26 protein-coding genes are annotated in these 23,108 nt (G+C 54.4%); 7 read left to right on the forward strand and 19 right to left on the reverse strand.

Annotated elements, in window-relative coordinates:
* Nucleotides 1-1,727 precede the first annotated feature (1,727 nt).
* Entirely contained in the window at nt 1,728-2,447 is a 720-nt protein-coding gene (locus IB237_RS24070) for a hypothetical protein (RefSeq protein WP_192491279.1), read from the forward strand.
* Nucleotides 2,448-2,495: 48 nt separating this feature from the next.
* Nucleotides 2,496-2,828: a hypothetical protein gene (locus IB237_RS24075; RefSeq protein ID WP_192491280.1), complete on the forward strand. Its 333-nt coding sequence runs from the start codon at nt 2,496-2,498 to the stop codon at nt 2,826-2,828.
* Between the two features lie 110 nt (nt 2,829-2,938).
* Here the strand turns inward: IB237_RS24075 and IB237_RS24080 are convergent, their stop codons facing one another.
* The 7 genes from IB237_RS24080 to IB237_RS24110 all read right to left on the reverse strand — a co-directional run bounded on the left by IB237_RS24080 (nt 2,939) and on the right by IB237_RS24110 (nt 10,857).
* Nucleotides 2,939-4,921 carry a hypothetical protein gene (locus IB237_RS24080; RefSeq protein ID WP_192491281.1) on the reverse strand — a complete coding sequence of 661 codons (1,983 nt, stop codon included), beginning with the start codon at nt 4,919-4,921 and terminating at the stop codon, nt 2,939-2,941.
* Between the two features lie 8 nt (nt 4,922-4,929).
* The gene (locus IB237_RS24085) at nt 4,930-5,442 is read right to left on the reverse strand and encodes a hypothetical protein (RefSeq protein ID WP_192491282.1); all 513 of its coding nucleotides are present in this window, start codon (nt 5,440-5,442) and stop codon (nt 4,930-4,932) included.
* Nucleotides 5,435-5,902: a hypothetical protein gene (locus IB237_RS24090; protein WP_192491283.1), complete on the reverse strand. Its 468-nt coding sequence runs from the start codon at nt 5,900-5,902 to the stop codon at nt 5,435-5,437. Before IB237_RS24090 ends, IB237_RS24085 begins: the two co-directional genes overlap by 8 nt.
* Nucleotides 5,892-7,991 (reverse strand): hypothetical protein, encoded by a 2,100-nt coding sequence (locus tag IB237_RS24095; RefSeq protein ID WP_192491284.1) that lies wholly within the window; start codon nt 7,989-7,991, stop codon nt 5,892-5,894. The genes IB237_RS24090 and IB237_RS24095 overlap by 11 nt, the downstream gene beginning before the upstream one ends.
* A complete protein-coding gene (locus IB237_RS24100; RefSeq protein WP_192491285.1) occupies nt 7,984-8,610 on the reverse strand; it encodes a hypothetical protein in 627 nt (208 codons plus the stop codon). The genes IB237_RS24095 and IB237_RS24100 overlap by 8 nt, the downstream gene beginning before the upstream one ends.
* A 178-nt stretch (nt 8,611-8,788) precedes the next feature.
* A complete protein-coding gene (locus tag IB237_RS24105) occupies nt 8,789-9,001 on the reverse strand; it encodes a hypothetical protein (RefSeq protein WP_192491286.1) in 213 nt (70 codons plus the stop codon).
* Between the two features lie 524 nt (nt 9,002-9,525).
* A complete protein-coding gene (locus IB237_RS24110; RefSeq protein ID WP_192491287.1) occupies nt 9,526-10,857 on the reverse strand; it encodes a hypothetical protein in 1,332 nt (443 codons plus the stop codon).
* Nucleotides 10,858-11,270: 413 nt separating this feature from the next.
* Between IB237_RS24110 and IB237_RS24115 the strand changes: the two genes are divergently transcribed.
* Both IB237_RS24115 and IB237_RS24120 read left to right on the forward strand, forming a co-directional pair.
* Nucleotides 11,271-11,654 (forward strand): hypothetical protein, encoded by a 384-nt coding sequence (locus IB237_RS24115; RefSeq protein ID WP_192491288.1) that lies wholly within the window; start codon nt 11,271-11,273, stop codon nt 11,652-11,654.
* Nucleotides 11,655-11,887: 233 nt separating this feature from the next.
* Complete coding sequence (locus IB237_RS24120) at nt 11,888-12,292, forward strand: hypothetical protein (protein WP_192491289.1); 405 nt, start codon at nt 11,888-11,890, stop codon at nt 12,290-12,292.
* 20 nt (nt 12,293-12,312) lie between these two features.
* Here IB237_RS24120 and IB237_RS24125 read toward each other — a convergent pair whose 3' ends face one another.
* Nucleotides 12,313-12,669: a hypothetical protein gene (locus IB237_RS24125; RefSeq protein ID WP_192491290.1), complete on the reverse strand. Its 357-nt coding sequence runs from the start codon at nt 12,667-12,669 to the stop codon at nt 12,313-12,315.
* 150 nt (nt 12,670-12,819) lie between these two features.
* Here IB237_RS24125 and IB237_RS24130 point away from each other — a divergent pair, with 150 nt between their 5' ends.
* A complete protein-coding gene (locus tag IB237_RS24130; RefSeq protein ID WP_192491291.1) occupies nt 12,820-13,149 on the forward strand; it encodes a hypothetical protein in 330 nt (109 codons plus the stop codon).
* Between the two features lie 26 nt (nt 13,150-13,175).
* On the opposite strand, the gene IB237_RS24135 is transcribed toward IB237_RS24130, so the two are convergent.
* The 7 genes from IB237_RS24135 to IB237_RS24165 all read right to left on the reverse strand — a co-directional run bounded on the left by IB237_RS24135 (nt 13,176) and on the right by IB237_RS24165 (nt 18,127).
* Nucleotides 13,176-13,595 carry a CopD family protein gene (locus IB237_RS24135; protein WP_192491292.1) on the reverse strand — a complete coding sequence of 140 codons (420 nt, stop codon included), beginning with the start codon at nt 13,593-13,595 and terminating at the stop codon, nt 13,176-13,178.
* A gap of 12 nt (nt 13,596-13,607) precedes the next feature.
* Entirely contained in the window at nt 13,608-13,940 is a 333-nt protein-coding gene (locus IB237_RS24140) for a DUF3817 domain-containing protein (RefSeq protein ID WP_246788267.1), read from the reverse strand.
* The gene (locus IB237_RS24145; RefSeq protein WP_192491293.1) at nt 13,940-14,203 is read right to left on the reverse strand and encodes a hypothetical protein; all 264 of its coding nucleotides are present in this window, start codon (nt 14,201-14,203) and stop codon (nt 13,940-13,942) included. The genes IB237_RS24140 and IB237_RS24145 overlap by 1 nt, the downstream gene beginning before the upstream one ends.
* 11 nt (nt 14,204-14,214) lie before the next feature.
* A complete protein-coding gene (locus IB237_RS24150; RefSeq protein ID WP_371815397.1) occupies nt 14,215-14,544 on the reverse strand; it encodes an ArsR/SmtB family transcription factor in 330 nt (109 codons plus the stop codon).
* 132 nt (nt 14,545-14,676) lie between these two features.
* The gene (locus tag IB237_RS24155) at nt 14,677-15,792 is read right to left on the reverse strand and encodes a hypothetical protein (protein ID WP_192491294.1); all 1,116 of its coding nucleotides are present in this window, start codon (nt 15,790-15,792) and stop codon (nt 14,677-14,679) included.
* A gap of 99 nt (nt 15,793-15,891) precedes the next feature.
* Nucleotides 15,892-16,947, reverse strand: a complete 1,056-nt coding sequence (locus tag IB237_RS24160; RefSeq protein WP_192491295.1) for a hypothetical protein — start codon at nt 16,945-16,947, stop codon at nt 15,892-15,894.
* A 196-nt stretch (nt 16,948-17,143) separates the two neighbouring features.
* Complete coding sequence (locus IB237_RS24165) at nt 17,144-18,127, reverse strand: aldo/keto reductase (protein ID WP_192491296.1); 984 nt, start codon at nt 18,125-18,127, stop codon at nt 17,144-17,146.
* 52 nt (nt 18,128-18,179) lie between these two features.
* On the opposite strand from IB237_RS24165, the gene IB237_RS24170 reads away from it, so the two are divergent.
* The gene (locus tag IB237_RS24170; RefSeq protein ID WP_246788269.1) at nt 18,180-18,593 is read left to right on the forward strand and encodes a MerR family transcriptional regulator; all 414 of its coding nucleotides are present in this window, start codon (nt 18,180-18,182) and stop codon (nt 18,591-18,593) included.
* On the opposite strand, the gene IB237_RS24175 is transcribed toward IB237_RS24170, so the two are convergent.
* The 3 genes from IB237_RS24175 to IB237_RS24185 form a co-directional block, all read right to left on the reverse strand.
* Entirely contained in the window at nt 18,584-19,609 is a 1,026-nt protein-coding gene (locus IB237_RS24175; protein WP_192491297.1) for an NAD(P)-dependent oxidoreductase, read from the reverse strand. The two genes, IB237_RS24170 and IB237_RS24175, sit on opposite strands and share 10 nt — an antisense overlap.
* 72 nt (nt 19,610-19,681) lie before the next feature.
* Entirely contained in the window at nt 19,682-20,263 is a 582-nt protein-coding gene (locus IB237_RS24180) for a TetR/AcrR family transcriptional regulator (RefSeq protein ID WP_192491298.1), read from the reverse strand.
* 263 nt (nt 20,264-20,526) lie between these two features.
* Nucleotides 20,527-21,231: an SDR family oxidoreductase gene (locus tag IB237_RS24185; RefSeq protein ID WP_192491299.1), complete on the reverse strand. Its 705-nt coding sequence runs from the start codon at nt 21,229-21,231 to the stop codon at nt 20,527-20,529.
* 119 nt (nt 21,232-21,350) lie between these two features.
* Here IB237_RS24185 and IB237_RS24190 point away from each other — a divergent pair, with 119 nt between their 5' ends.
* Entirely contained in the window at nt 21,351-22,256 is a 906-nt protein-coding gene (locus tag IB237_RS24190) for a LysR substrate-binding domain-containing protein (protein WP_192491300.1), read from the forward strand.
* A gap of 125 nt (nt 22,257-22,381) precedes the next feature.
* Here IB237_RS24190 and IB237_RS24195 read toward each other — a convergent pair whose 3' ends face one another.
* Nucleotides 22,382-23,068, reverse strand: coding sequence for an HD family hydrolase (locus IB237_RS24195; RefSeq protein ID WP_210324082.1), 687 nt, complete (start codon nt 23,066-23,068; stop codon nt 22,382-22,384).
* Between the last annotated feature and the right edge of the window lie 40 nt (nt 23,069-23,108).

Raw genomic sequence — 23,108 nt, forward strand, 5'->3', positions numbered from 1 at the left:
TTTTTAACGGGCAGTCTATTACCTACGCCTTGTGTAATAACTGACACACCGCCGATAACGACACCTCGAAAAAAACCTCTGTTAATAGCGTCTCTCATCAAGTGAGGATCGTCGATGAGGCGTTGAAAATCTTCGGGTTTGCTTAGATTCAAACCCTTTTCAACTAAAAAGTCTGCGGCCGACTTGTTTCTTTCGGTCATGTAGGATGTGCCGAATTGTAAGCCTGTAATGAAAGCAGGATTTTTAGTTAGGAGCGTAGCTCCTCCAACGACGAAAAGCTGTGGCGTGGTCTCGCCGAACGTTTCGGCAGACCACACCAGAAACCCGAAAGGATTGTCTATGAGTGTCGACCCAACATTCCCCAATGTCTGGCCAAATGTAGCATCGTCGACAAACATGGTTTTCTGGGCATCCGTGGCCCAAACGGACTTCGGGGCATTTTTTATTGCCTCCTGATTGGCCGCAACTTTAGCACCGTAATATCCGGCACTTTCTTCGTCATTTGTATCGATGAGGTCAGCATAGCGGGCGTCAATGTATCGGGTAGCAGCATTAAAATAGTTGCTCGGAATTAATCTAAACCCTCTCTCACCTCTCTCCTCAGACGCTAAGAGCTCGTCAAAAGACATTTGGCGGTCTAGGTGTCTACCCAGCGTAGTTTCAAACAGATGTTGATTGTATATTAGGGCTGTACCATCGATCGCCCGAATTCCTGTGTTTACTATCGCTCCCCAAATATTATCGGGTGGTGTAGCTTCGGAGACGCGCTTATCTGCTTTTGTGGTTTTGTTGTCTTGAGTACTTTCCGAACCATCGTTTGATCTGCGTATAAAAGAGTTAAGATTGCGAGGTTCGCGTTCAAATCCCTCTGCCTGACGTTCAGTCGATTGCTGCAAAAAATCCGGACTGAAAATAGCGGGAAGCGACTGCGACAAAGCTTGTTTTTCGAAGCGCCTGTTGGCGAGAAACGCAATATCAACATCCCCTGGCCGAGGAGCGCGTACTTTAACGCTGTTGGCAAAGTCATTATCTGAGCTGTGTATAAATGAGTTGAGATCGCGAGGTTCGCGTTCAAATCCCTCCGCCTGACGTTCAGTCGATGGCTGCAAAAAATCCGGACTGAAAATAGCGGGAAACGACTGCGACGAAGCTTGCTTTTTGAAGCGACTGTCGACAAGAAACGCAATATCCGTCATCCCTGATTGACGGTACATTCTGTTCATATTTTCGGAAAAATCTGCGTCTGGTCTGACGGGGAGCTTACTAGGGGCATTATATAAACGCGGTGTACGGTCAGTTTTTGGCGTGACGATAGTGGATATCGTCTCGCCAACTGTGTCCCACCAGGCTAGATCGGGCAGTTCATTTTTGCCCGAAGCCAGCGCGATCTCATTTCCTTTGACCCATGACGCAAAACGTGGAGATTTTTGTAAAAGGTCGTGAAGCCTTATCTCATCAATCTCGGACTGAAATTCATCCTCATGTCCAATCAGGAGGTAGAGCGGCGGTTGCTGTTTTCCGGTCACTTGCGCATAGTCTTGTGCGAGCTTGTGCTGTCTCATTATGACATCTGGACTTTCGTCCACTGGTTGCGTAGCTGTAACTGGACCAATGCCAGCTTGCGTGTTTTGCTCTTGCGTTTCCGTGTCTGGCTTATTTTCCAAAACATGCCTCTCCTGTTTAAATGAGGCATGATTACCGGTGTGATGGTTGTGGGGACGAAGGGGATGGGTATCGCAGTCGCGCGCAGCTTTATGGGCTGGTTGGCGTTATTGATTTATGCGCTGGCGACCCCGGCATCTGCGCAGTCGGCCCCGGGCGTGCCGCCAGAAGGGTACAAACCTCCAGAATTCTGGAACGGTGTGCGGGCGGGTGACAGTTACGACAAGGTCAAGTCTTTGGCCGGCTGGTATCAGTGTGGCGAGACACCGCGGCCGAAATTGTGCACTGACATCAAGGGGCCGGACAGCAAGCCTGAAGTGTACGAACTGGAGTTTCAGAATAACAAGGCATACTTGGGTGCACATTATATTCTCAGTGCGCCGCCGGTATGGTCCACCTACAAGCGGTTTAATCCCGTGCAGGACGCCAACACCACGCTGTTGGAAATAGGTTCAAATCCAGATTTCATCGATTTTATCAGCGAGCATTACCACGACAGGGCATCCGGTATTGTCTCCAAAGCGGCCAGACTTCTGGCACCAGAAAATGACGACAAAATTTACAGCATTACTTATGTCAATCGACCTTTTGTAACTGGAGATTACCGCGATCAAATTGCTTACCGGGAAATACTTCCTGCTGAAACGTTTGTGATGAAAGTGGGGAAGTTTCTCTGGAAATCGCAGCCAGCTACTCGTCTTCGCGTGACGTTAAGTCCTGCGGATAGGAAAATACTGTTCCCTGAATATTGCATAGACAATTGCAAATCATGGAAATTGCGCTGAAACGACAGGTACGTTGTTTAATAATGCCAAAAAATGGGGGAAGCATCGATGAGTGATATGGCTGAAGACATCACAGCAAAAAGAAATTGGAGAGCGGCACGACGCGGAGTGTTGTTGAAACTCGCTGTGTTGGCGGCTGTCTCACAACTTGTTGTCATGGTTGTCGTAGGACATGTCCCAGCCAATTATCCCAACATGGGCAGGTATCTGGGAAGTCAGGTAGGCTCGGCGATTGCTTTCTTTCTCTTCGGTTTTGTTGGCTTCCTTATCACGCGGTGTATTCGCTACCGTAGCGGCGTGGCAGATGCTGGTCTAGTTACCGGCGCAATATTTACTGTCGTCAGTGCTTATGCGGCAATGCAGGGCATGCTGAATGATTAGGTACTAATTTTAAACGGCCTCGGACAGTGGTGTCCAAGGCCGTTTAATTTCGGGATGTGTTGCGTCGTCCGGGTAGGGGGATTTGCGGGTAGTGGTGGCCAATAGGCGCGCTACATCCCGCTGTTGTCCAAATACATCCGCCGCAACAGATCATCCATAAACGTCCTGATATCTTTGTTTTTGCTGATGTTGTCCTTGTTTGATGTCCCCGGTTCCGCAATGTAGCCGTAAAGCTCCCGCTGTAAGTCGGCGAGGCGCTTGTAGTCTTGCTCTGTCATCTGCGCCGGAACTTTGACAAAACGCCCATCTTCAAGCCTCTTGAACGTAATCGCCAGAATGCGGCTATGCTCGCGTGCTTTCTGCGGGTCGGTGCGTGCCAACTCTTTCCAGCTTGTGACAATTGCCCAGTCTTCGTCGGAAAGATTTTGACGATCATTAAACAGATCAGACTGCGCAAATTCCAACGGGTCATTCGCAAATTGACGCTGCAATTCGTAAAATCTGCGACTGGCTGTCCGTGGTTGCCCGTTTTTTTGCACGGTTTCGCTGTGGTCCTGAAGCAACTTTACGCCGAGAGGACCGATAATAAGTTGTTCTTCCGGCGACATTTTCAAAGGGTCAAACCCGTTGTTTGCGGAAATCTGTGTCATCCCAGATTGCATGATCTCATCGCGCTTATCGTCGATGTTTTTCTGCCCGGTGGTGTAGCTCGTATCGATTGTTTTGCCGGTGGCGGCCCGCTCTTCGGCATCCCCAATCGCGTCCAGGCTTTGGGCGAGATATGTAATCCCCGGCATGTTGTAATTTGGCAGCTCCACCCGCCGCGCGTCGACATTGCGGGCCGTACGAAACCCCAACAGGCTTCGGGAACTCGTCACCCTTGTTGATACCTGGCCGGGTCGGTCGCTTTGTCCGGCAATCATCAGAATGTTGCCATTTCGGTCATGTCCCTGAAAAAAGCCGACCTCGGTAGAGCCACTCTCGCCAGATACGACAACGATATCGCCTGGTCGCGGACTGTTGGTCGCCACGCCAAAGTTCAGAAATGTTTTGGCTGAAGTGGCCTGCGCGCCATCTGTCAGGGGCGAACCAAGAACATTCTTGACGATATCGACAGACCACGGGGTTGGCGCCGCGTTGCCCGTTGCATTCTTGCTGAAGTTGGCAAGCGCTTCGAGTGCAAGATGGCGGCCCGACGTGTAGCGCAGATAATCCACTGCCGTGGTTGGTCGAAGCAGTGCAGGGCTGTCTGGCGGCAATGGTGCGCCGGTGGCAATGTCGACGGAGTTGCGTGTTGCTTTTGCATTCAACACAGCGGGTTTCATTCGCTCCTGCAGGGCAGTTTTGTCTTTTTCCAAAAGCCGTTCTGAGTGATCCTGCATGTATTTTTCCGCCGCGATCGGATCTGTCTCAGCAATTCGTGTGACGATCCTCGTGAACGCGTCGGACTGATACTCCGCTTTTTTCCGCTCAATGGTTTCCTTGTCCCAGTTCAGCAATAGGCCAGCTTTTTCGACTGTATCCGCAACCTTTCCCAGTCTCATTTCGAGTTTGCGGGGCACCAGCCTGTCTTCAACCGCATCATTGATATGACTTTCTATACTGCCGTCGAAAGCGTCGGTAACGGCGGTTTTCTGCTGCCCAAGGGCATGGTTGATAACGCTCACACCAGTGTCCCGTCGTGTCTCCCGTGACGAGCGCTCGTAAATATCGCGTGCGCCCGGCGGCAACCCTTTGCTGATGTCGCCATGTTTCTTCTCGGCTTCCTTTTCAAAAGCCGGCCGTGCTTCAATAGCCGCTTTGCCGGTGAGCGATAGAAAACCGCCGGGGCCGTGCAGGGCATTACGGTTCCAGTTCGAAAATTCAGTCGTTGCTTCTTTTGCCCTGGTCTCGTCATCAAGCTTTTTCAGGCGAAGGGCGGCTTCATTGAGATTGGTGGCTGCGGTTTCCATGCCCTTGCCAAGTGCCTGCATGCCACGGCCAACACCCGCGCCAAATGCATCGGCATCGGCGCGGGTTGTGAAGTTTTCGGAATATTCGGGGCGAAGCGCAACGCGCTGTTGTGTGTCCTGGTAAAGAGGAACAGTCGGCATTTAAAACCTCACTTGATAAGACCTATTTCTACGGCCTGGTTGTAGGCACTGCCGGCACCGCCCAGAATGGTGCCGCCGGCAGACAGGAAACCTTCCTTCTTGGCGGCGCTGGCGCGCATGCGGTCCAGTGTTGCGCCAGCGCGCTGGTTGGTAGCCTGCATGTTGTAGGCATAGGCCTCGCGGTGGGAATTGGTGCGAATGTTCAGCGCGTCGATCTCGCCCATTTTTGCGGTGTCGATAATCGTGTCGAGCGGCGAGCCGAAGGTCAGGTCAACGCCATTGGCGGCCATTGCAGCGCGCTGGCGGCCCGCAAGCTGCGCGGTCTGCATGCGTTTCTGCTGCTCTTCCTGCTTGCCGCGCTCCAGCGCGTCCTTCGCCTGTTTGTCGGAAATTTTCGCATTCATTTCCGCAATCTGGGCGTTGTAATTGCTCGCCGCCGCAGTTGCCTTTGATTGCTGAATTTGTCCGGCGGCACCCATCAGGGTGGACCCTATCATCAACGTCAGTCCAAGATCACACATCGGCTGCCTCCATTTCGAAAAGCCGGAATTGATGCCCGCCAATGTCGACCGGCTCGAGCAGCCGGAAACCCAGCCATTCCAGCCAGCGAATGGAAACCGTGTTGCGGGCATCCACAAAGTTTCTCAGCACGGAATAACGCTGCAACAGTTGGTTTGGCCAACCGCTGGAGATGCGCAGAAAGGCGCGGAAGTTTTGCTCCACCGCGTCGGTGCCCAGCAGCCAGGGCGCGCCAACACCGGCCAGAATGTTGATGTCGCCCACGCCGCCCATTACCTCCGGTTTGCCGTCGAACAGTGCTGTCCAGCAGCAGGAGGATTTGCGGTAGGAAAAGGAAAGGGCGGCAAGCGGTGTGTGGCCGGATGCGGCAAAAACCTCATCACGGTCTGCCTGTCGCATACGTGCGGCAATGCTGGCGACATGGCAGGGTGCAGCCTGGACTATCTCGACATTAGCGGCCAAGGGTCACGTCCGGCATCAAGGCAAGAATAGTCATGGGCAACGGGTCAAACTGCTTCACCCACAGGCTGCCGCTGTTATTCCAGTCCCAATAGGGGGTAATGCGCACATCGCCGGTGTAAAGCTGTATGGCCTCGTTCCAGGCCTCGTCACGGCGTTGTTTATATTCCACCAGCTTGTCGCTGTTGCGGTCACCATCTTCCGGCCCGGTGAAAATGCCGCGTGTGTTTTCCACACGCATTGTCACTTCACTCACCGTCTTGGCGCGGCCCTGCACGGTGCCAAGGCCCTGTACCTGGCCAAGGTCCAGATCCAGCGTTTCAATCGCTGCCGTCATCGGCAGACCAATATGCACCTTGGCGGCGGCGTTCTGCAATCTCACTGTTCCACCTGTCACGGTCAGATTGCGCACCACATTGCCGTCGGCAAGCGCCACCACCTGCTGTCCTTCCAGATGGGAAAGTCCGCTTATCGTCTGCGTTGGCGCACCGCTGTAGGTCAGGCCGCAATCGACGAAAAACGCATCTTCCACACTGCTGAAGGAACGGGAATGCAGTCGTTCTATGTAACGTTTTGTTTGGCCATTGATGGTCCGGCGTACAATGAAATAGGGAACGTCTTCGCCGTTTTCCTCAATGACAGTCACATCTTCAAAATGGGCATCGCCGTGAGCGCCGCTTTCATGCCGTGTCCAGGCCCATACATCCTGTTCCTTCATATAGGTCAGGGAAACCAGCGCCCCGTCATCCAGCACCACCCACACAATGGAATCCGGCGCCTGGGCATAATCCCATGCGGCAATTTCCCGGTCCTTGAACAGGTGGCGGGCCAGAATGGTCAAATCCTTGCCCACATAGCTGTCCTGCGTATAGTCGTAGGAAAAATCTCTGATGACCCCGCCCAAGCGCTGCGCAAACAACACAGTGTTGCCCACGACGATTGGCTGCACACGGGCCGCACCACGGTATCCCTGGTTATCGAGTTTCAGGGCGGAGGGCGAAATCGCATCGGCTGCAGAACCGCCCGTCACGATCCATTCGGAACCGGAGGTCAACAGCAGCAGACCGCGCACTGAAATCATCGAGCGTATTTCGTTGACCTGCCTTACACGAATACGGAAGGTCACCGCATCGCTGGCCTTGGCGGGAGACGACACACCAAAATTCTCATAATTGGCCGATTGGCTGAGCCATACCGCCTGCGGATCATTTTTGGTTGAGGCAAAGGCCAGCCGCTGTTCGATAAAGGTCACACAGCGCGGATAGCTGCCAGCCTCGTTAAACGGGTTTCGGCCCGACTGTGGCGTGTCGGAAAGGTCGGGCGTGATGTTTTCATCATCAAAAGAAACACCGGTCGTGCCACCAATATAGCCATACACACCATTGTCATTGCGGTACACGATGTAACGCACTGCTTTGGGCACAGCGGTCCAGGCCACGCGGTTTATGCCACCTTGCAGTGACAGGTCGTTGACAACAGAACCGGAGGCGGAAGGCAGGCTTTCCTCGCCGCTGTCTGCCACGGCGGACACCACGTAACGATAGGTGGTTGCCACATAGCCGGTCTTGCCTGCCGTATTGCCCGGTGCCGTCACGGTAATTGCGCCTGCTGGTGCATTGATCAGCGGCTTGAACTCAACCGGTGTCAGCGTCCAGTTATCGTCCGCAAGGCGGCCAAGTTTTCGCACCGGGTGGTCGACATGGCACAGGTAGAGAACATCAGCTTCCTGGACGAATACCAGATCCTTCACCTCGGCCGATGTGTAGGTCGTCACTACTTCATACGGGGTCGCACCGGAGAGAATGAGACCACCGTCGCGGAAAATCCGTATGTAGGTGTGGCCAAATTCCAGGACATAGGTCTGTTCGGTATTGAACTGGAATTTGATCAGCCGCGCCGGCTTTGCGCTGTCGCGTATTTCGTGCACGAACTCAAATCCGGCCCGGTTGGACACGCCGCCATGCGGGTGCACAAATACATTCAGTGCCGTGCGAAGGCCGCTGGTATATTTGGCCAGATCGTTGCGGGCGCCAAGGGCAGGGGAAAGCTCACCGCCGGTGAACGAGGGTTGATAGGCGCGTAAATCAGCCATGGCTGCGCACCGTCAGGAAATCGGTAGACGTGTCGGATGTCTGGCGCACCTGGTTGACATCAGCCTGTTCGGCCGCCGCCTGCATGGTTCTGGCAATGGTCAGCGCATCAGCGCGGATCTTGGGGTCGCGCGTCAATGGCATCGCCAGTCGCACCGCCAGGTGCCAGGAAAGCGCCTCTATGAACAGCGGCGAAAACCGTGTCGGGTCCGTCAGGCGGGCGGTGTAGCGCAAAAGGCAGGGCGACAAATTGCAATACAGCGTGTCACCCTCAATCTCGTAAGGATACTGCGCTTCGCGCTCATGGTGCGCACCGGCAAAGGCCATATCCGGCGCACCGTCATCTTCCGCGTAAACCGGCCTTATCCAGCGCACCTGCAGGCAGTCGGAAGGCCGCATATAGGCATGTTGCCACACGCCCGGCTTGTCATTGGTTATCTCGCCCAAAGAAAGCGTTTTTCGTGCCGCCTTCCAGGGGTAGGATTGCAACAGCATATCGCGTGTCTGCGTATAAAACTGGTTGCAAGCGCGGGCTTCCGCGCTCTTTTCCGTTAAGTCATTGATGTTGTCTTTGCCCACATTGGAAAGGGCAAGATTGCAAATAGAAACGACCGAAGCCATGGACCAACCTCTTTTGTTGGCCCATGCTTACAAGCGCAATGGTTGTCACGCTGACATTGAGGGAAATAGACAGGTCAAAACCGGGGCAGGGCTCCAGTCAGGCAAAAACGCAAACGTGCCAAATGAAATCATGACCCGCTGAAAACGGGCCTGATGGGGACAGCCGCAAGCCTTGCTGTCAGACGTAGTTGCCAATCTGCCCGATCTTGTACTTGATGTGCAGGTTGGGGATAACGCCAGCCGTGTGCGCTGCGCGGTAGACATCACGTGATACGTGATAAACACCGCCCCAGAACAGGAGGCAGGACAGGGTTGCAATAATGTAGACCTGTAACCGCATTTGCTTATCTTTTCTGATATCTCCGGCAGCATTGTGATGCTGTGCCGTCAATATCTCTCCTCGCCCCAATGTCAATATCTGGCGAAATCCTCCTCCCGCCAGTATTAACCAGACTCATAGCGGTTTATCGGCCAAATTGCACGAATAATATGTGCCAAATTGGCACATACTAAAGAATAGGGTTAGCGTCTAAACTTCATGCGGGCATGGTGTCGCTCGCTACACTTAAAGGTTTTTTGCCGAGCAAACGGCGTTGTTGGTGGTCACCTCCACGCGTAGCCACGCTGGCACCGGCCGCACGCTGGCCTAAACACCGCCTCAAAGGTGCAGGTCTTAGATATCTTCATCCAGCGCCTTGCAAACCTTTTCGCGTTCGACAGGGTCGCTGTGTAGCGTGGATCATAGTCGTCGAAACACAGCGTGATATGGTCGTTCAGACGCCAAAATTTAGGGCCAAATAGTGCAATGACCTTAAACACCGCGAGACAGAGCAGCAGAAACATTATCTTGATAAATCGAACCAAGCGTGCCTCGTGATGTCAAGGTTGCATACAGCAAAACATCAGTTTGATACGCTAAACTTGATCGCAAGTCGCCTTGCTGATCACGACGTCGCCAGCGGGCTTGCTGTCTTCTAACGTTGAAACCAGCCGCAACGTCAAGCCGATCGACAGCATGGCCTTGACGTAAGGTGTCTGGCACCAGTTTTTCTCCATGTCCCGTCTCGTTTTCTCAGACAGATTGGCGGGCACGGTGAAATGTTTGATATATGTCTTATCGCGGTAAGTGGCGTGGGTTAAGGTTACGCCATCGCCCGTCGTTTGCTGGTTCCCGGACAGTTGCCGTGTTTCGTCCGCAGCTTTTTCCTCCATTCTCTTGTCGAAGGATGTGCTCCATTCCTCGCACAATGCGGGATTGGCAGATACCTCTCCCAGGGCCTTGCCCTCGGTGTCTACAAACACGTTCGTCCTCGTCAGGCCCAATTCAAAAAGCAATGTTGGGCTTGTCGGACTACAGGTGTTGAACATCTGAAAATCCATGACGCTTTCACTCAGCGTGAAGTCGGTGCTCGATATCTCATAAACAGATATCAGCCGATCGGCCTCGGCCTCCATGCGTATTAACGTCATGAGATCACTGAGTTGCTGTGGCACTGGGGTTTGCAGCACAATCTGTTTCAGCATCGGTTCGAAGTCGAATCTGCCTGCCTGCCCGTTGCTGCCACTGTTGCTAACAGTGTTGCTGACAGGCTTATCAACTGTGTCACTCACTGCGTCCTTGGCGGCGTTGCCGAAAGTATCGTTTGTACTGTCAATGTTTTGGACTGCGGGTTGCTTCTGGGCAGTCTTTTTAACTGTCATGCCAGTATTATTGGCTGTCGTGCCAGTCTCGGCGGTCTCGCTAGCTACCTCCGAGAGGTGCTTTTCCATGGTTCTGCCGGTGGAAAATAACATAAGCCCGATGAAAACGATGGCTGCATTCGCAATAAACCCGCCTGAGCCAGTCTTTTTCGGGGTCATGGATTTGGCGAAGAGAAGAAAGAGGTTCGCAATAGGAATAATAGAAAGAAACCACAGACCCCTCGTGTCATAGGCATCATTCGCGCGTGCCGCTGAAAATATGCCAAGCAACCCGCCAGCCAGCGCGGTACACACGAAATAGCTGCCAATTATTTGCCCGGAATAGCCGTCCCGTATCGCAGTCGGCAAATCAGTCAGGATCGAAACGCTGCCGGCCATCAAAACAAACGTAAAACCAAGCGACAGAAAATAGGGGGCTCTGTGCAGCTTCCATTCGAGTTTGGTCGCCGCGACCGCAAGCCCAGCCGAGGCAGCGAATATTGCCCAGACCAGCATATAGGTGCCGGTCTCTCCCAGCGACATTATTTGATATGCCAGTTCTTCCATGCCGCCAGTCCCCAATTCAAGGTTGTGGTAATACCTTGCCAAAAAAAGTGCAAGACCTTGAAAACAATGGGCTGTTGTCTGTTGATGCGCATATGGTGTGCGGAAAAAACAGCTCTTGTGTGCCGGCCGCTTCAACGCAGACCTTGTCAGGGAAATGCAGAATGCCGTGGCAGCACCGTGTTCGCCGAAATAACAACGTGGTCAGCCATATTTCAGGTTGCAATGCAGATTGACTATCGCGCGATCCTGTAGTGTAGATCGGTCGTTATGCCATGTGACGACATGCGATAGGGCAAGCATGTCGCGCAAAATGCTGAGTGGTCTTATGGCTGCGGCAGTGTGCGAACAAAGAGAAATGGCGGGTTGCGCAGAAATGATCAGACGCAGCACGTTTTGAGAGAGTTGGGGGCTGAATGAAAAAGTTTGTGATGGTGCTGGCTTGCGGGCTGGCCATTTCTTCCTGTGCTAAAAGACCTGATGCCATTGTGCCAGTGGACATTCCAATGGCGGCTTATGGCAATCTGGATTGTCAGGGACTTTCGCGCGAATACCTGCAAGAACTTGAAGTTCTGGCAACTGTATCAAAACAGCAAAATGACGCGGCCACGGGTGATGCGTTTGGCGTGTTCCTTATTGGCGTTCCAATGTCCAGCGTGGCCGGTGGAGATAAGGAAGGCAAGGTTGCCGTCGCCAAGGGCAAGGTTAATGCGCTTGAATCCAGCATGAAAGCTAAAGGCTGCAACGTACCTGCAGCGCCGAAGTCTAAAGGCACGAGACCTGCAACGCACAGGACTTAACATCTGCCATTGGCAATGACGGGCGATGGATTGCAACGCAAATTCATGCCCGTTTACCGCCGGCTGTTTCATTCGGTTGGGCTGGTTTCCCCTATATTCGTTAGTCTTGATGCCTGTGACACTGCGTTTCCGAGCAGGAAAATTCCGCGTGATCTCCCCCTTTACAGGTTCCGATAAAAAGCTAATGTATGCAACTTAAGGGCGATTTATTATTGTCGAAAAAGGTTGTTTACGTGTATTTGAGATTTGTGCGCCAGACATCAATGCCGGGAGCGAGAAGCCGTGAAGGCTTTTTTGTTGCCGCATATGAATTGTCCAGAAACACCAATCTGGATGAAACCACATATAACCACGTCACCGAACTTCTCGTGTGGTTTGGCGGAAATCTCGCGGCACCCAAAAAGTTCAGTCGCACCACCTCAAAAGGGCATTACCGCCGCATGGACACGCCGGGCCTCAGCTGGTTCAAGCCGAGCGCGCAGCTGCATGTGAAAAAGGCATTTGAACTGAAAGCCTTGCTGGATGAACACGGCCACGCCATCGAGGTTCTCAAGGCCCGCCGCCCGGGTTATGTGGTGTTTGAAGACAGGCATCAGATCGTGGCCGAACCTTTTGCGGATGACCACTGGTTTGCGTAACACACCGCGTTGGTTGCGTATTAGCTGGTGGGTGAGGTCACGCTGAAATAGGCCACAAAGTCCGGGTCGCTGACCCTGTTTCCGGCATCGTCGGTATAGATGCCCGGTTCTGCTCTTTCAAAAACTTCAAGCAACGGCGGCAGGTTAAATTCATCCTCTTCGTCATCACTTTCGGGCTTGAGTGTTATTCCCATGTGGCGATCAACGGTTCTGATGTAGCCGTGAATTTGCTGTTCTCTGGTTACCGTGCCGTCCGGTTCCCGGTAGGTAATGCCAATAACAACCAAAGACCCAAGCAACTCGTCGGCAAACTCCTGATCCCAGTCGTCATCCGTATCTTCCGTATCGTCGGTATCAACCCAGCCTTCGCGCGACATTCCAGATTCCTGTTTTCTGTGCAGCTATATAGGGTTGCATGGTTGCTTGAATTGATCAACCTTTGCGGTTTCAACGCCGCCAACGCTCATGCCCGGTTGTTTGCATGTTCTCGCCGGGATAACAAGTCCAGCTGCAATCAGGATAATGCAATGCCTCCACTTTCGATCCAGCCCCGCATCAAACTATCCCGTCTGAGGGATATCGGCTGGAGCCATTGGGATCCGATCGGTCTGCTGGTCGAGGGAAAGCACTGGAATGACGAGGATGCAAAACCGTTTGCGGATGAATATGACAGCTATCTGATTGCTGCTGCCGGAATGCTCAGACGTGGTGCGCCGGACCAGGAGGTCGTCGACTTCCTGCTACAGATCGAAACCGACCATATGGCGCTGACAGAGGCGCCAGATAGTCTCGCCAGAGCAAAAGCAACCGTTGTCGCTATCAAGGCCGATGATGAACTCTGGACATATCCCGAATAAACAACTCCTCTACCGGGGCGGATTGCCTAAAACGGCTTTAAGCCAACCAGCAGTACTATCACGGCCTCAAGCACGATAATGGCCGGTGCCGCATGTCGCAAAGGGCCGGGCAGGGTGCGCCCAGGGTCGGCCACAAGACGACGCAAATTGCCGGACAGCGTGCCGTGTATTCCTGACAGCACAAACACCAGGATAAATTTGGCAATGAACCAGCCGCTGGAATACCAGCCACCCATGAATGCCAGTGTCAGCCCCAGTGCCCAAACGGCAAACATGGCCGGTGTGGTCACACGCTGGTCCCAACGGTGAATGGCGGCAAAAAACGCCGGATTGCGTTGCGCACTGTCAGGGCCGGCGGAACGCAGCGTTACCGCAACAACCAGCATGCCGCCCGTCCACAGAATGACGGCAATGATATGCAGAAACCGCAGCCACAAATAGTCCATTGCTCAGCACCTTCAAACCGCACCTGTAAGCATCGCCTGTCGGCGCGCTAACATACGCTCATTCATAAAAGCGCCAAAGGGTATCATCGCCGCAATCATCATCTGCATGCGCTCCCTGCGCGACCAATCGCTGCCGGCAAGGTTGTTCATCAACATCCAGACATAGGCGACAAAGGCCAACCCGTGAATGGGCCCCATAATCTTCGTGGCAACTGGCAAACCGGCCATATGTTTCAAAGGTACGGCAACCAGCACCAGCGCCAGCAATGTCGTGCCTTCAAGAATGGAAATCATGCGCAAACGGCGCAGCGCCACCAGCTCTTCTGCATTGCCCGGCATACGCATCAGCCCACATCCTTCAGCAGCTTTTCAACCTCGCCAAGCCGCGCTTCAGTGGCCGCTGTCTTGGCCTGTAATGCCACCAGCACCGCCGTTTGCTGTTCCTGCGCGGCAACGGCCCGCTCGGCAAGTTTCCGGTAGGCCTCATTATCCAGGTGTGTCAGCCGTGCCGTCCGGCCCGCCACGAAATATTTCATCGCGAAGATCAGCAGGATCGTCGCCAGCAACAGCGCTGGCAAAGTAAAGAAATCGAAGTTGACACGGCCCATGGCTAATCCTTTCACGTCTCGGTTTTATTGGCTGCATCGCTGAGTGAAAGTGCTGCCGCGGCAATGGCTTGCGGGGTCAGCGTCACGGAAAATGCAGTCGGTTCGTAATAATTCAGTGCCTTGCCATCGGGGGCGATCTCGTGCTGACCACGCACAAGTCCTGCTTCCTCGAGCTTGCGAAGGTGAAGATGGGTCAGCGGCCGGCTCAGACCAATGTCGCGGGCAAGCTGGCTCACATAAATCCGGCCCTCATTTTGCAGGGCGGCAATAATGCGCAGGCGGTGGGGGTTGGCCAACGCTGCAAGCATCATCAGTAACTGGTCGCCATTGTCGTGATTCACAATTCATCCCACCTGTCAGAAATTTCTTACATGTGGGGAATGTTACCTGTCAATAATTTCTTACGGGTGGTGGTGCGGCCAGAGAATAGCCATGCAGGAATCTGAAATGAGATAGCAATGGGGAAGGGCATTTTACCGCCGCATGGCATATTCCGAACTCATGCGGTCGAAAGTTTGCGCCACGTCGCGCACGCCGGTGTGCATCATCTCAAGAAATTTGACTTGTGTTTCACTGTCGGATTTTTCCGGCAGGAATTTTTTGTGAATGAGTATTGTGAGTGCAGCCCATGTTATGGTCACGTCGCTATCAAGAACCTGTCTTCCATGTTTCTTGGCTTCGTAGTTGCGCACTTGTCCCAGCACATTCTCTACTTGCCTGAGATCATCGATCGTCATCACGGTCAGTTTCTGGCCATGCCGTTTGATGAAACCCTTGACCTTTTGTTCGGTACTTTTGACTTCCAGCAACATGTCGACGAGTGCCTGATATTGTTTTGTATAACGAAAGTCAGGACCACATGCCTGGTCAAAAAATGAGACAGCGCAGAGATAGGCCAGTTGGCATGTCAGCTTCTCCAGAATGAACTGTCGCATACGCGCCATCTCTCTCGTCGTTTGCTGTTGGCTGTCGAGACCACCATCGTCTTTGAGTGAGGGGATTACCTCTGGCAATGCCGCCAGAAAATGCGCGCGTAAACGCGTGACACTTGGAAAACCGACTGCCGCGTGCGCATTCAGCAAATGCAAATACTTCTCGTGCGCGATGAAAATCGTCTCGCCAGGCTCGATCTGATCCGACGCGCCAGGCTCGATCTGATCCGACGCGCCAGGCTCGATCTGATCCGACGCGCCAGGCTCGATCTGATCCGACGCGCCAGGCTCGATCTGATCCGACGCGCCAGGCTCGACCTGATCCAACGCGGCAAGCTTGACCTGATCCGAGGCACTAAGCTTTGGAAGTTCGAGAAGGTATTTGTGGTAAGAATCCCGCAGCAGCAGTGCATTTGTCAGTGCCAGCATCATCCAGCAGAACAGGCCAAGCGACATGTATGTGAATTCGTAGCGTAAGGCGACAATGGCTCCAAGCCCGCCTGCGGCCACAGTCCAAAGTACAAACCTGCGGTCGACTGGAGAGGTCTTGTTTTTCCTGACCCACAAAATCGGCAGGATTGGGCCGGAATTCAACAACGGCCACACCAGCGGAAGCGCTGAATAGCTCTCTGGTCCCCAGATTTCGCTAGCGATCAAGTAAGCTAATTGCAAACTCAGGACAGCCCATGCTGCCATGATCAGATAACTAACGTTTACATTCCCGACATTAAACATTCCGCCCCCCCCCAAAGTCTCTCATCGCCGCACTGCATATTCCGAACTCATGCGCGCGAAGGTTTGGCCGACATCGCGCATACCGGTCCGCATCATCTCGAACATCTTGGCCTGCGTGTCACTGTCGAATTTTTCCGGCAGGAATTGTCTGTGAACGAGTAGTGTGCGTGCGGCCCATGTCACGGTCAGGTCGCTATCGAGCACCTGTCTTCCATGTTCCTTGGCGTCATCGTTGCGCACTTGTCCCAGCACATGCTCCACTTCCCTAAGATCATCAATCGTCATCACGGTCAGTTTCTTGCCACGCCGTTTGATGACACCTTTGACCTCTTGTTCGGTGCTTTTGATCTGCAGCAACATTTTGACGAGCGCCTGATATTGTTTCTTACCGCGAAAGTCAGGGCCACATACCCGGTCAAAAAACGAGATGGCGCAGAGATAGGCCAGTTCGCATGTCAGCTTCTCCAGAATGAACTGTCTCATACGGGCCGTCTCTCTTGTCGTCAGGTGTTGGCTGTCACTGCCACCATCGTCCTTGAGAGAGGGGATAACCTCTGGCAATGCCTCCAGAAAATGCGCGCGTAAACGCATGACACTTGGGAAACCGACAGCTGCCTGAGCACTGAGCAAATGCAGATATTTTTCGTACTCAATGACGATTTTCTCGAGGTGCTCTGTATTTTCCAGTGCTTTAACGAGCTTCTCCAATTCCAACTGGATTATGTAGTCATCGCCTTTCGGCCACTGCAGCGCGCACATGAATGCCATCATCATCCAGCCGAAAAGGCCAATGGCCGTATAGGTAAATTCGTAGCGCAGGGCGACAATGGCTCCAAGCCCACCCAAACCTACAATCCACATTACAAACTGCCGACCGGCAGGGGTTTTCAGGTCGGTACTTACCCAGAGAAACGGCATCAAAGGACCGGACATTAGGCCCAACCATATCCAGAACTTCGCAATGGAACTGTCTGGGCCCCAGTTTTCGATGGCGATGAGGTAAGCCAAAAGCAAACTCAGGACAGCCCAAGCCGCGGTGATGAGATAACCAACCTTTACATTCCCGGCTTTAAACATTCCGCCCCCAAGCTGCTCTCGGGCAATATGAAGGCTGCTCCTTACAAATTTGGAAACATTGCAAGGGTTTACGCACAACAGCTCGCACATGCCTTGGGCAAAATCCCATGCCAGAATGATAAAAGACCCGCATTGCTGCGAGCCTTATTGTCTGGTTGATGCTGCTATTATCGTGATGCCTTGAAGATGGCGGGCCTTACACCGCCACGCCCTGCACGGCATGGGCCAACGGCTCCAGCAAATCCATCTCCTCTGGTGTGAGGGTAATGGATGTCGCCGCAATATTCTCCTCCAGCCGGTGGCGCTTGCGTGTGCCGGGAATGGGCACTGTTTTTACGTTCAGGCGTTTTGCCTGCCCATAAAGCCATGCCAGTGCAAGTTGGGCTGGAGTAATGCCCTTGGCGCCAGCAACTGCTTCAATCTCGCCAACCAACCGTATATTGGCACCCCGGTTTTCCGCCGAAAAACGTGGAAAATACTGCCTGGCGTCACCATCGGTCAGCCCATTGGCAAAGCTCTGTCCGGTCAACATGCCCCGGCCAAGCGGCGAGTAGGGAACGATGGTGATATCAAGTTCCGCCGCTGCCGGCACAACATGGCGTTCAATGTCGCGGGTAAAGATAGACCATTCCGATTGCAGCGCCGAAATGGGATGAATGGCATGGGCAGCCCGCAACTCAGCCTCGCTGACGGCGCAAAGACCCAGCCATTTCACCTTGCCCTCACGCACCAGGTCAGCCATCGCGCCAATGGAATCGTCAAGCGGCACGGTATCATTGCGGCGGTGCATGTAATAGAGGTCGATAACCTCGACACCTAAGCGTTTGAGCGAACCTTCCACGGCTGCTCGAATGAACTCCGGCCGGTTGTCAATGCTCCAGTCATCCGGCGTTTGTGGCGTGCGCGTGTAACCGAACTTGGTGGCAATGATAACCTTGTCCCTGATCGTCTTAATGAAAGGCGCCAGAAACTCTTCGTTGGCGCCAATGCCATACATGTCAGCCGTGTCAAACAGGCTGACACCCAGCTCCAGTGCGTGTTCCAGCGTGGCGCGGGATTCAACCTCATCGCTCTTGCCATAAAATTCGCTCATGCCCATGCAGCCCAGTCCCTGAATGCCAATCATTGGGCCGGTCTGTCCAAGCTGCAGCTGCGGAATAGGGGTTGTTTTACCTATCATGTCGGGTCTCCACATTGTGACAGATAAGGTTTATAAGTGTGGAGTATGCTCCATGGTCAAGGGTTTAATGATGTTGATTTCGCAGTTCGCCAAACAGACCGGCCTGCCGGTCGATACGATCAGGTTCTACATTGCCAAGGGCCTGTTGAGACCTGAGCGTAGCGTCAAGGGTGGCTCCAACCCGTACCAGGTCTTTGGTGAGCAGGATGTGACAACGGCACGCATGATCCGCCTGCAACAGACGCTTGGTTATTCGTTGGGTGAAATCCTGGCGCTTAATGAGGAGTACCGCGCCGGTGAACATTCGCCCGAGCGAACCCTAGAGGTTCTGCAGTCGCAGATCGCCAGGCTGGAAGAGAAAAAGGCCGCACTGGATGCGGCCCTGTCATTCCTGCGGGGTAAGGTGGCGTGGATCAACAGTGGTAAACCGGATGATGCGCCACGCCTTGAAGATTATCAGTGCTGAGCTGCGCGCAACTCGGCAAGCCCTTCCTCGCGTGAGATCACAGGGGCATAACCCAGTTCACGTTGCGCCTTGCCAATGGTGAATGACACTTCAACCGCCGATGTTGCATAGGCCTGCAAGGTCAAGGGTGGAATGATCTTGCCGCGAGACATCGCGCCCAGCAGATCACCAATCGCAGCGACGATCCGCACCACACCACGCGGTACGGTTTTATCAGGCACCGTCAGCCCTTGTGTTTCCACCAGTGCCGATACCATCTGGCGGAACGGCACTGGCTCGCCATCGGAAATGAAGTAGACTTCGCCGCCGCGGCCCTTGCCAAGCGCCAGTTCAACCGCCGTGCAGAGATTGCCGATATGGGTGGTTGAGGTCAGGTAGGTGCCGCCACCAATCCAAGCAAACTTGCCGGATTGCACGGCCTGCACCAACGCGGGCAGGGCGGTGGTGTCATCGCGGCCCCAGATGAAACGCGGGCGCAGCACCACAACCGGCATATCCTGTGTGCTGGTCGCCAGCGCCAAACGTTCGGCTGCCGCTTTTGTGCGGGAATAACCTCCGGCCGGTTTACGCGGCAACGGTGTGGTTTCATCGGCATTGATGATCGGCTTGCCGGTGGCGAGAACGGATTCCGTGCTCAGATGGATCACCTTTTTGATGCCGGCCTTTCGTGCCGCATCCATCACCGCACGAGTACCATCTTCGTTCACCCGCCGCTGTTTTGCCGTTGCCGGTCCATGGTCCGTGTCGGCCGCCGCATGGATCAGGCTATCACAACCGGCCATGTTTGCCGCAAGGTTGCCGTCCAGAATGTCTGCCGTCACCGCTGTTGCGCCAAGGCTGCGCACAAGTCGTGCTGCTGCGTCATTGCGGACCAGCGCCGTCACGGCAATATTGCGGGCGGTAAAATGGCGGATAAGGTTGCGGCCCACATAACCGCTGGCTCCGGTCAGGAACAGGCGTTGAAATTGGGCGTGTTTATCCGTGGCCGCGTCGGCTGCGGCAATATTGTCAGTCATGTCATTTACCTCAAAGGGAAGTTAGGTCAGCTTGCTGCCGTGTCGGCACGGCAGGAATTGTCAGTCTGTGGTTCAGGAGGGCCTGTCAGGAAGGTCGGCCTCCTGGGTGTCCACGCTCACAAGCCAGTTTATCTCACGAAGAACCCTGTCGCGTTCCTCGCGGGTGAAGTGATGGAAATCCAGATGCTCAAGAAATTTCAGCCCCTCCAGTGCCAGATAGGCCAGCAATGCGCCGCGGGGCGCAGGTGAGGTTTCCTCGATCCGGCTGATGGTGCGGGCTTGATTGTCTTTCATCTTGGCGCGCAAACCTTCATCCAGTGCAAGGGCTGCACTCAGGTTCAGCGCAACGGCGCGAAACTCTTCCGGTGGCGGTTCGGCAGCCGCTAAAATGCGCCCACGAATGGCGCGGTCCTTGGGATCATCGAGCCTGCTTTCAATGCCGGCATGGTGGGCGTTGTCACGCTCAAAGGCGCGGTCAACAACCGCCTCAACCAGCGCCTGTTTGGACTTGTGGTCGTAAAGGACACTCGCCTTGTTGACGCCAGCCTCTTTTGCCACGGCGTCAATCGTCAGGTTGGCTGCTCCGTCACGTCCCACAACACGCTCGGCCGCATCCAGCACAGCCTGCTGGTCGATAACCCGTTTCCTGCCCATTTGTACCACTCATATTTATTTCCAACCAGATGGTTATAAATAAACTGAGATCAATGTGTCAAGCCTGGGGAGGTGAGGCGAAAGAGGCGTCGTTCGGGCCAAAGAGCACGAGACGAATAATATGCGGAAGAAGAGGCTTATGCTGGCAGCCGTGCCATAATCGCCGGAGACAGCTGAATGTGCAGGGCAAAGAGTGATAAAAAAACGGCTGTCATGGTCATGCCAATGACAGCCGCTTTGATCTTGTTATCAGGTCGCTCGCATCAGACCGAACGCGTCAAACCGCCATCCACCTTCAGGTTCTGGCCGGTAATGTAACCGGCGCCTTCGGAAACCAGGAAGGAGATCGTCGCGGCAATTTCCGCACTTGTGCCGTAACGTTTCATTGGCACCGCATCGCGGCGCTGTTCTGTGGCAGGCAGGCTGTCGATCCAGCCTGGCAGCACGTTGTTGATGCGGATGTTGTCAGCCGCGTAAGTGTCTGCGTAGATCTTGGTGTAGGAGGCAAGTCCGGCACGGAACACCGCGGAAGTCGGGAACATCGCCGCCGGTTCAAATGCCCATGCGGTCGAAATATTGACGATCGCGCCAGACTTCTGTGCCTGCATGATCGGCGTCACCAGCCGCACCGGGCGGATCACATTCATCAGGTACACATCAAGTCCGGTGTGCCATTGTTCATCGGTAATTTCGGTAATCGCCGCACGCGGCCCGTGGCCGGCACTGTTGACCAGCGCATCGACACGGCCCCATTTTTCCATGGTCGCATCAACCAGTCGTTTCAGGTCGTCATTGGACTGGTTGGAACCGGTCACGCCAATGCCGCCCAGTTCGGCGGCCAGTGCCTCGCCCTTGCCGGAGGAGGAAATAATGGCAACCTTGTAGCCATCGGCAGCAAGCCGTCTTGCCGCTTCTGCTCCCATGCCACTGCCGCCAGCGGTGATAATTGCCGTTTTTTCTACTGCCATGGTCGTTTTCCTTCCAGAACATGCGTGTTCATTGATATCAGCTGAAATGAGTTTTATCATTGTAAAGCTTGGGCTAGCCAATCAGTTCTTTTGAATTTTGACTGTAGAAAATCTATCGTATGAACAATCCATCCGGAAAACTTCCCTCGTTGAATGGCCTCAAAGCCTTTGAGGCCGCCGCACGCCATCTGAACTTCCGGCTGGCTGCGGAAGAACTGGGCGTGACGCAGGGCGCGGTTGCCCAGCAGGTGCGCGGGTTGGAGGCCGAGCTTGGTCTACAATTGTTCGAGCGCCTGCCGCGCACGCTGGCGCTGACGGGGGAAGGGCGCGCCTACATTGCCGATATCAGGCGGGCCTTTGAAATCATCACCCGCGCAACGGCGGACCTGCGCCCGCAACCGGTGCGGCTGGCCATCAGCACGACGCCGACGTTTGCTTCCAAATGGCTTATCCCGCGCCTGCCGGAACTGACAGCCCGCCATCCGGAACTGGATATCCACATCGTCGCGACGGACCGTATATCGAATTTCCAGATTGATGGTGTTGATCTGGCCGTCCGCCACGGCGTGCCGCCCTTCGGGCCGGGGCTGGCGTCTCAACTGCTCTTCCGCCAGGAAATCATTGCGGCCTGCAGCCCTCTGGTCCTGCGGGAGCGCGGCGCACCCGCCACCATCGCTGAACTCTCTGCTTTTGCGTTGTTGCAGGATGCCCATAATTTCTGGCCGGAGTTTATCGAACAGCATTTTGGTGCCGCCGCCGCCCCGCATGACATGCAGGGCTTCCGCCGCATCAGCTTCAACCAGACATCGCATGCCATTGACGCGGCGGTGGCCGGGCAGGGCATCGTGCTTGCCACGCGCAATTTCATCACAACCGATCTGACGGAAAAGCGATTGATGCAGATTGGCCAGTGGGTGCTGCAAGGCCCATCGGATTTTTATCTCGTCTGGCCAAGACACCGCAAATCGGACGCATTGGATGCAGTTAAAAACTGGATGATCTCAGCCGCCCAGTTGGCAGAATAAACGCATTGGCACCACAATGCAGAAGGAATATTCCCGCCCATCTGGCGCAACTGATCGCCGCGTGACGTGCCTAAAAGAAGCAGCCACTTCGGCTGCTTTTCTCGTCCTTGGCTGTCAGCGCCGTATTATTCTGCCGCAGGGGAAAGAGGATTATCCGCAAGCGTTTCCGGCAGAAACTCGCGTTTGACACCTTCATGGATCAGTGTCTGGGCTGCGTCCCAAAGGCGGCTCGATGACTTGCCGATTGGCGTCTTGCGCTCCAGCACCAGATCCCGGTGTACGCCGGGCGAATGCCATGTGCCACCGCTGGTGAAGAAATTGTGCAGCAGCGGCTGCAACCGGTCTATGGCGCGGGCAAAACGGGCATCTGCCGTCGTGCGGGCTTCAAACTCGTCCCAATAGGCACGGAACTCTTTGCACTGGTCTTCCGGCAGCAGGCCAAACAGCCGGTCGGCCGCCAGCTTTTCGCGCTCTTCCTGATCCTGCATCGCCACGGAGTCATAAATGAACGTGTCGCCGGCATCGATCTCGACAACGTCGTGGATCAGGATCATTTTCAACACGCGCGTCAGGTCTATTGTCTCATCGGCATATTCGGCAAGAATGACCGCCATCATCGCCAGCTGCCAGGTATGCTCCGCGTCGTTTTCGCGCCGGGAAATATCCAGCAGCGGCGTTCTGCGCAGCACGGTTTTCAGCTTTTCAACTTCAAGAATGAAGCGCAGCTGCTTGGCCAGCCGGGCATCGCCAAACAACGCCTCCATATCGGCATCGTCAAGCGACAGCGGTTTCAGTTTGGGATCGAACGTCATGCATCACCTTGAATGTTTGCGCAGCAAGTAGGGCAGGGCC

Source organism: Agrobacterium sp. AGB01, assembly GCF_014851585.1.
Classification (GTDB): Bacteria; Pseudomonadota; Alphaproteobacteria; order Rhizobiales; family Rhizobiaceae; genus Agrobacterium.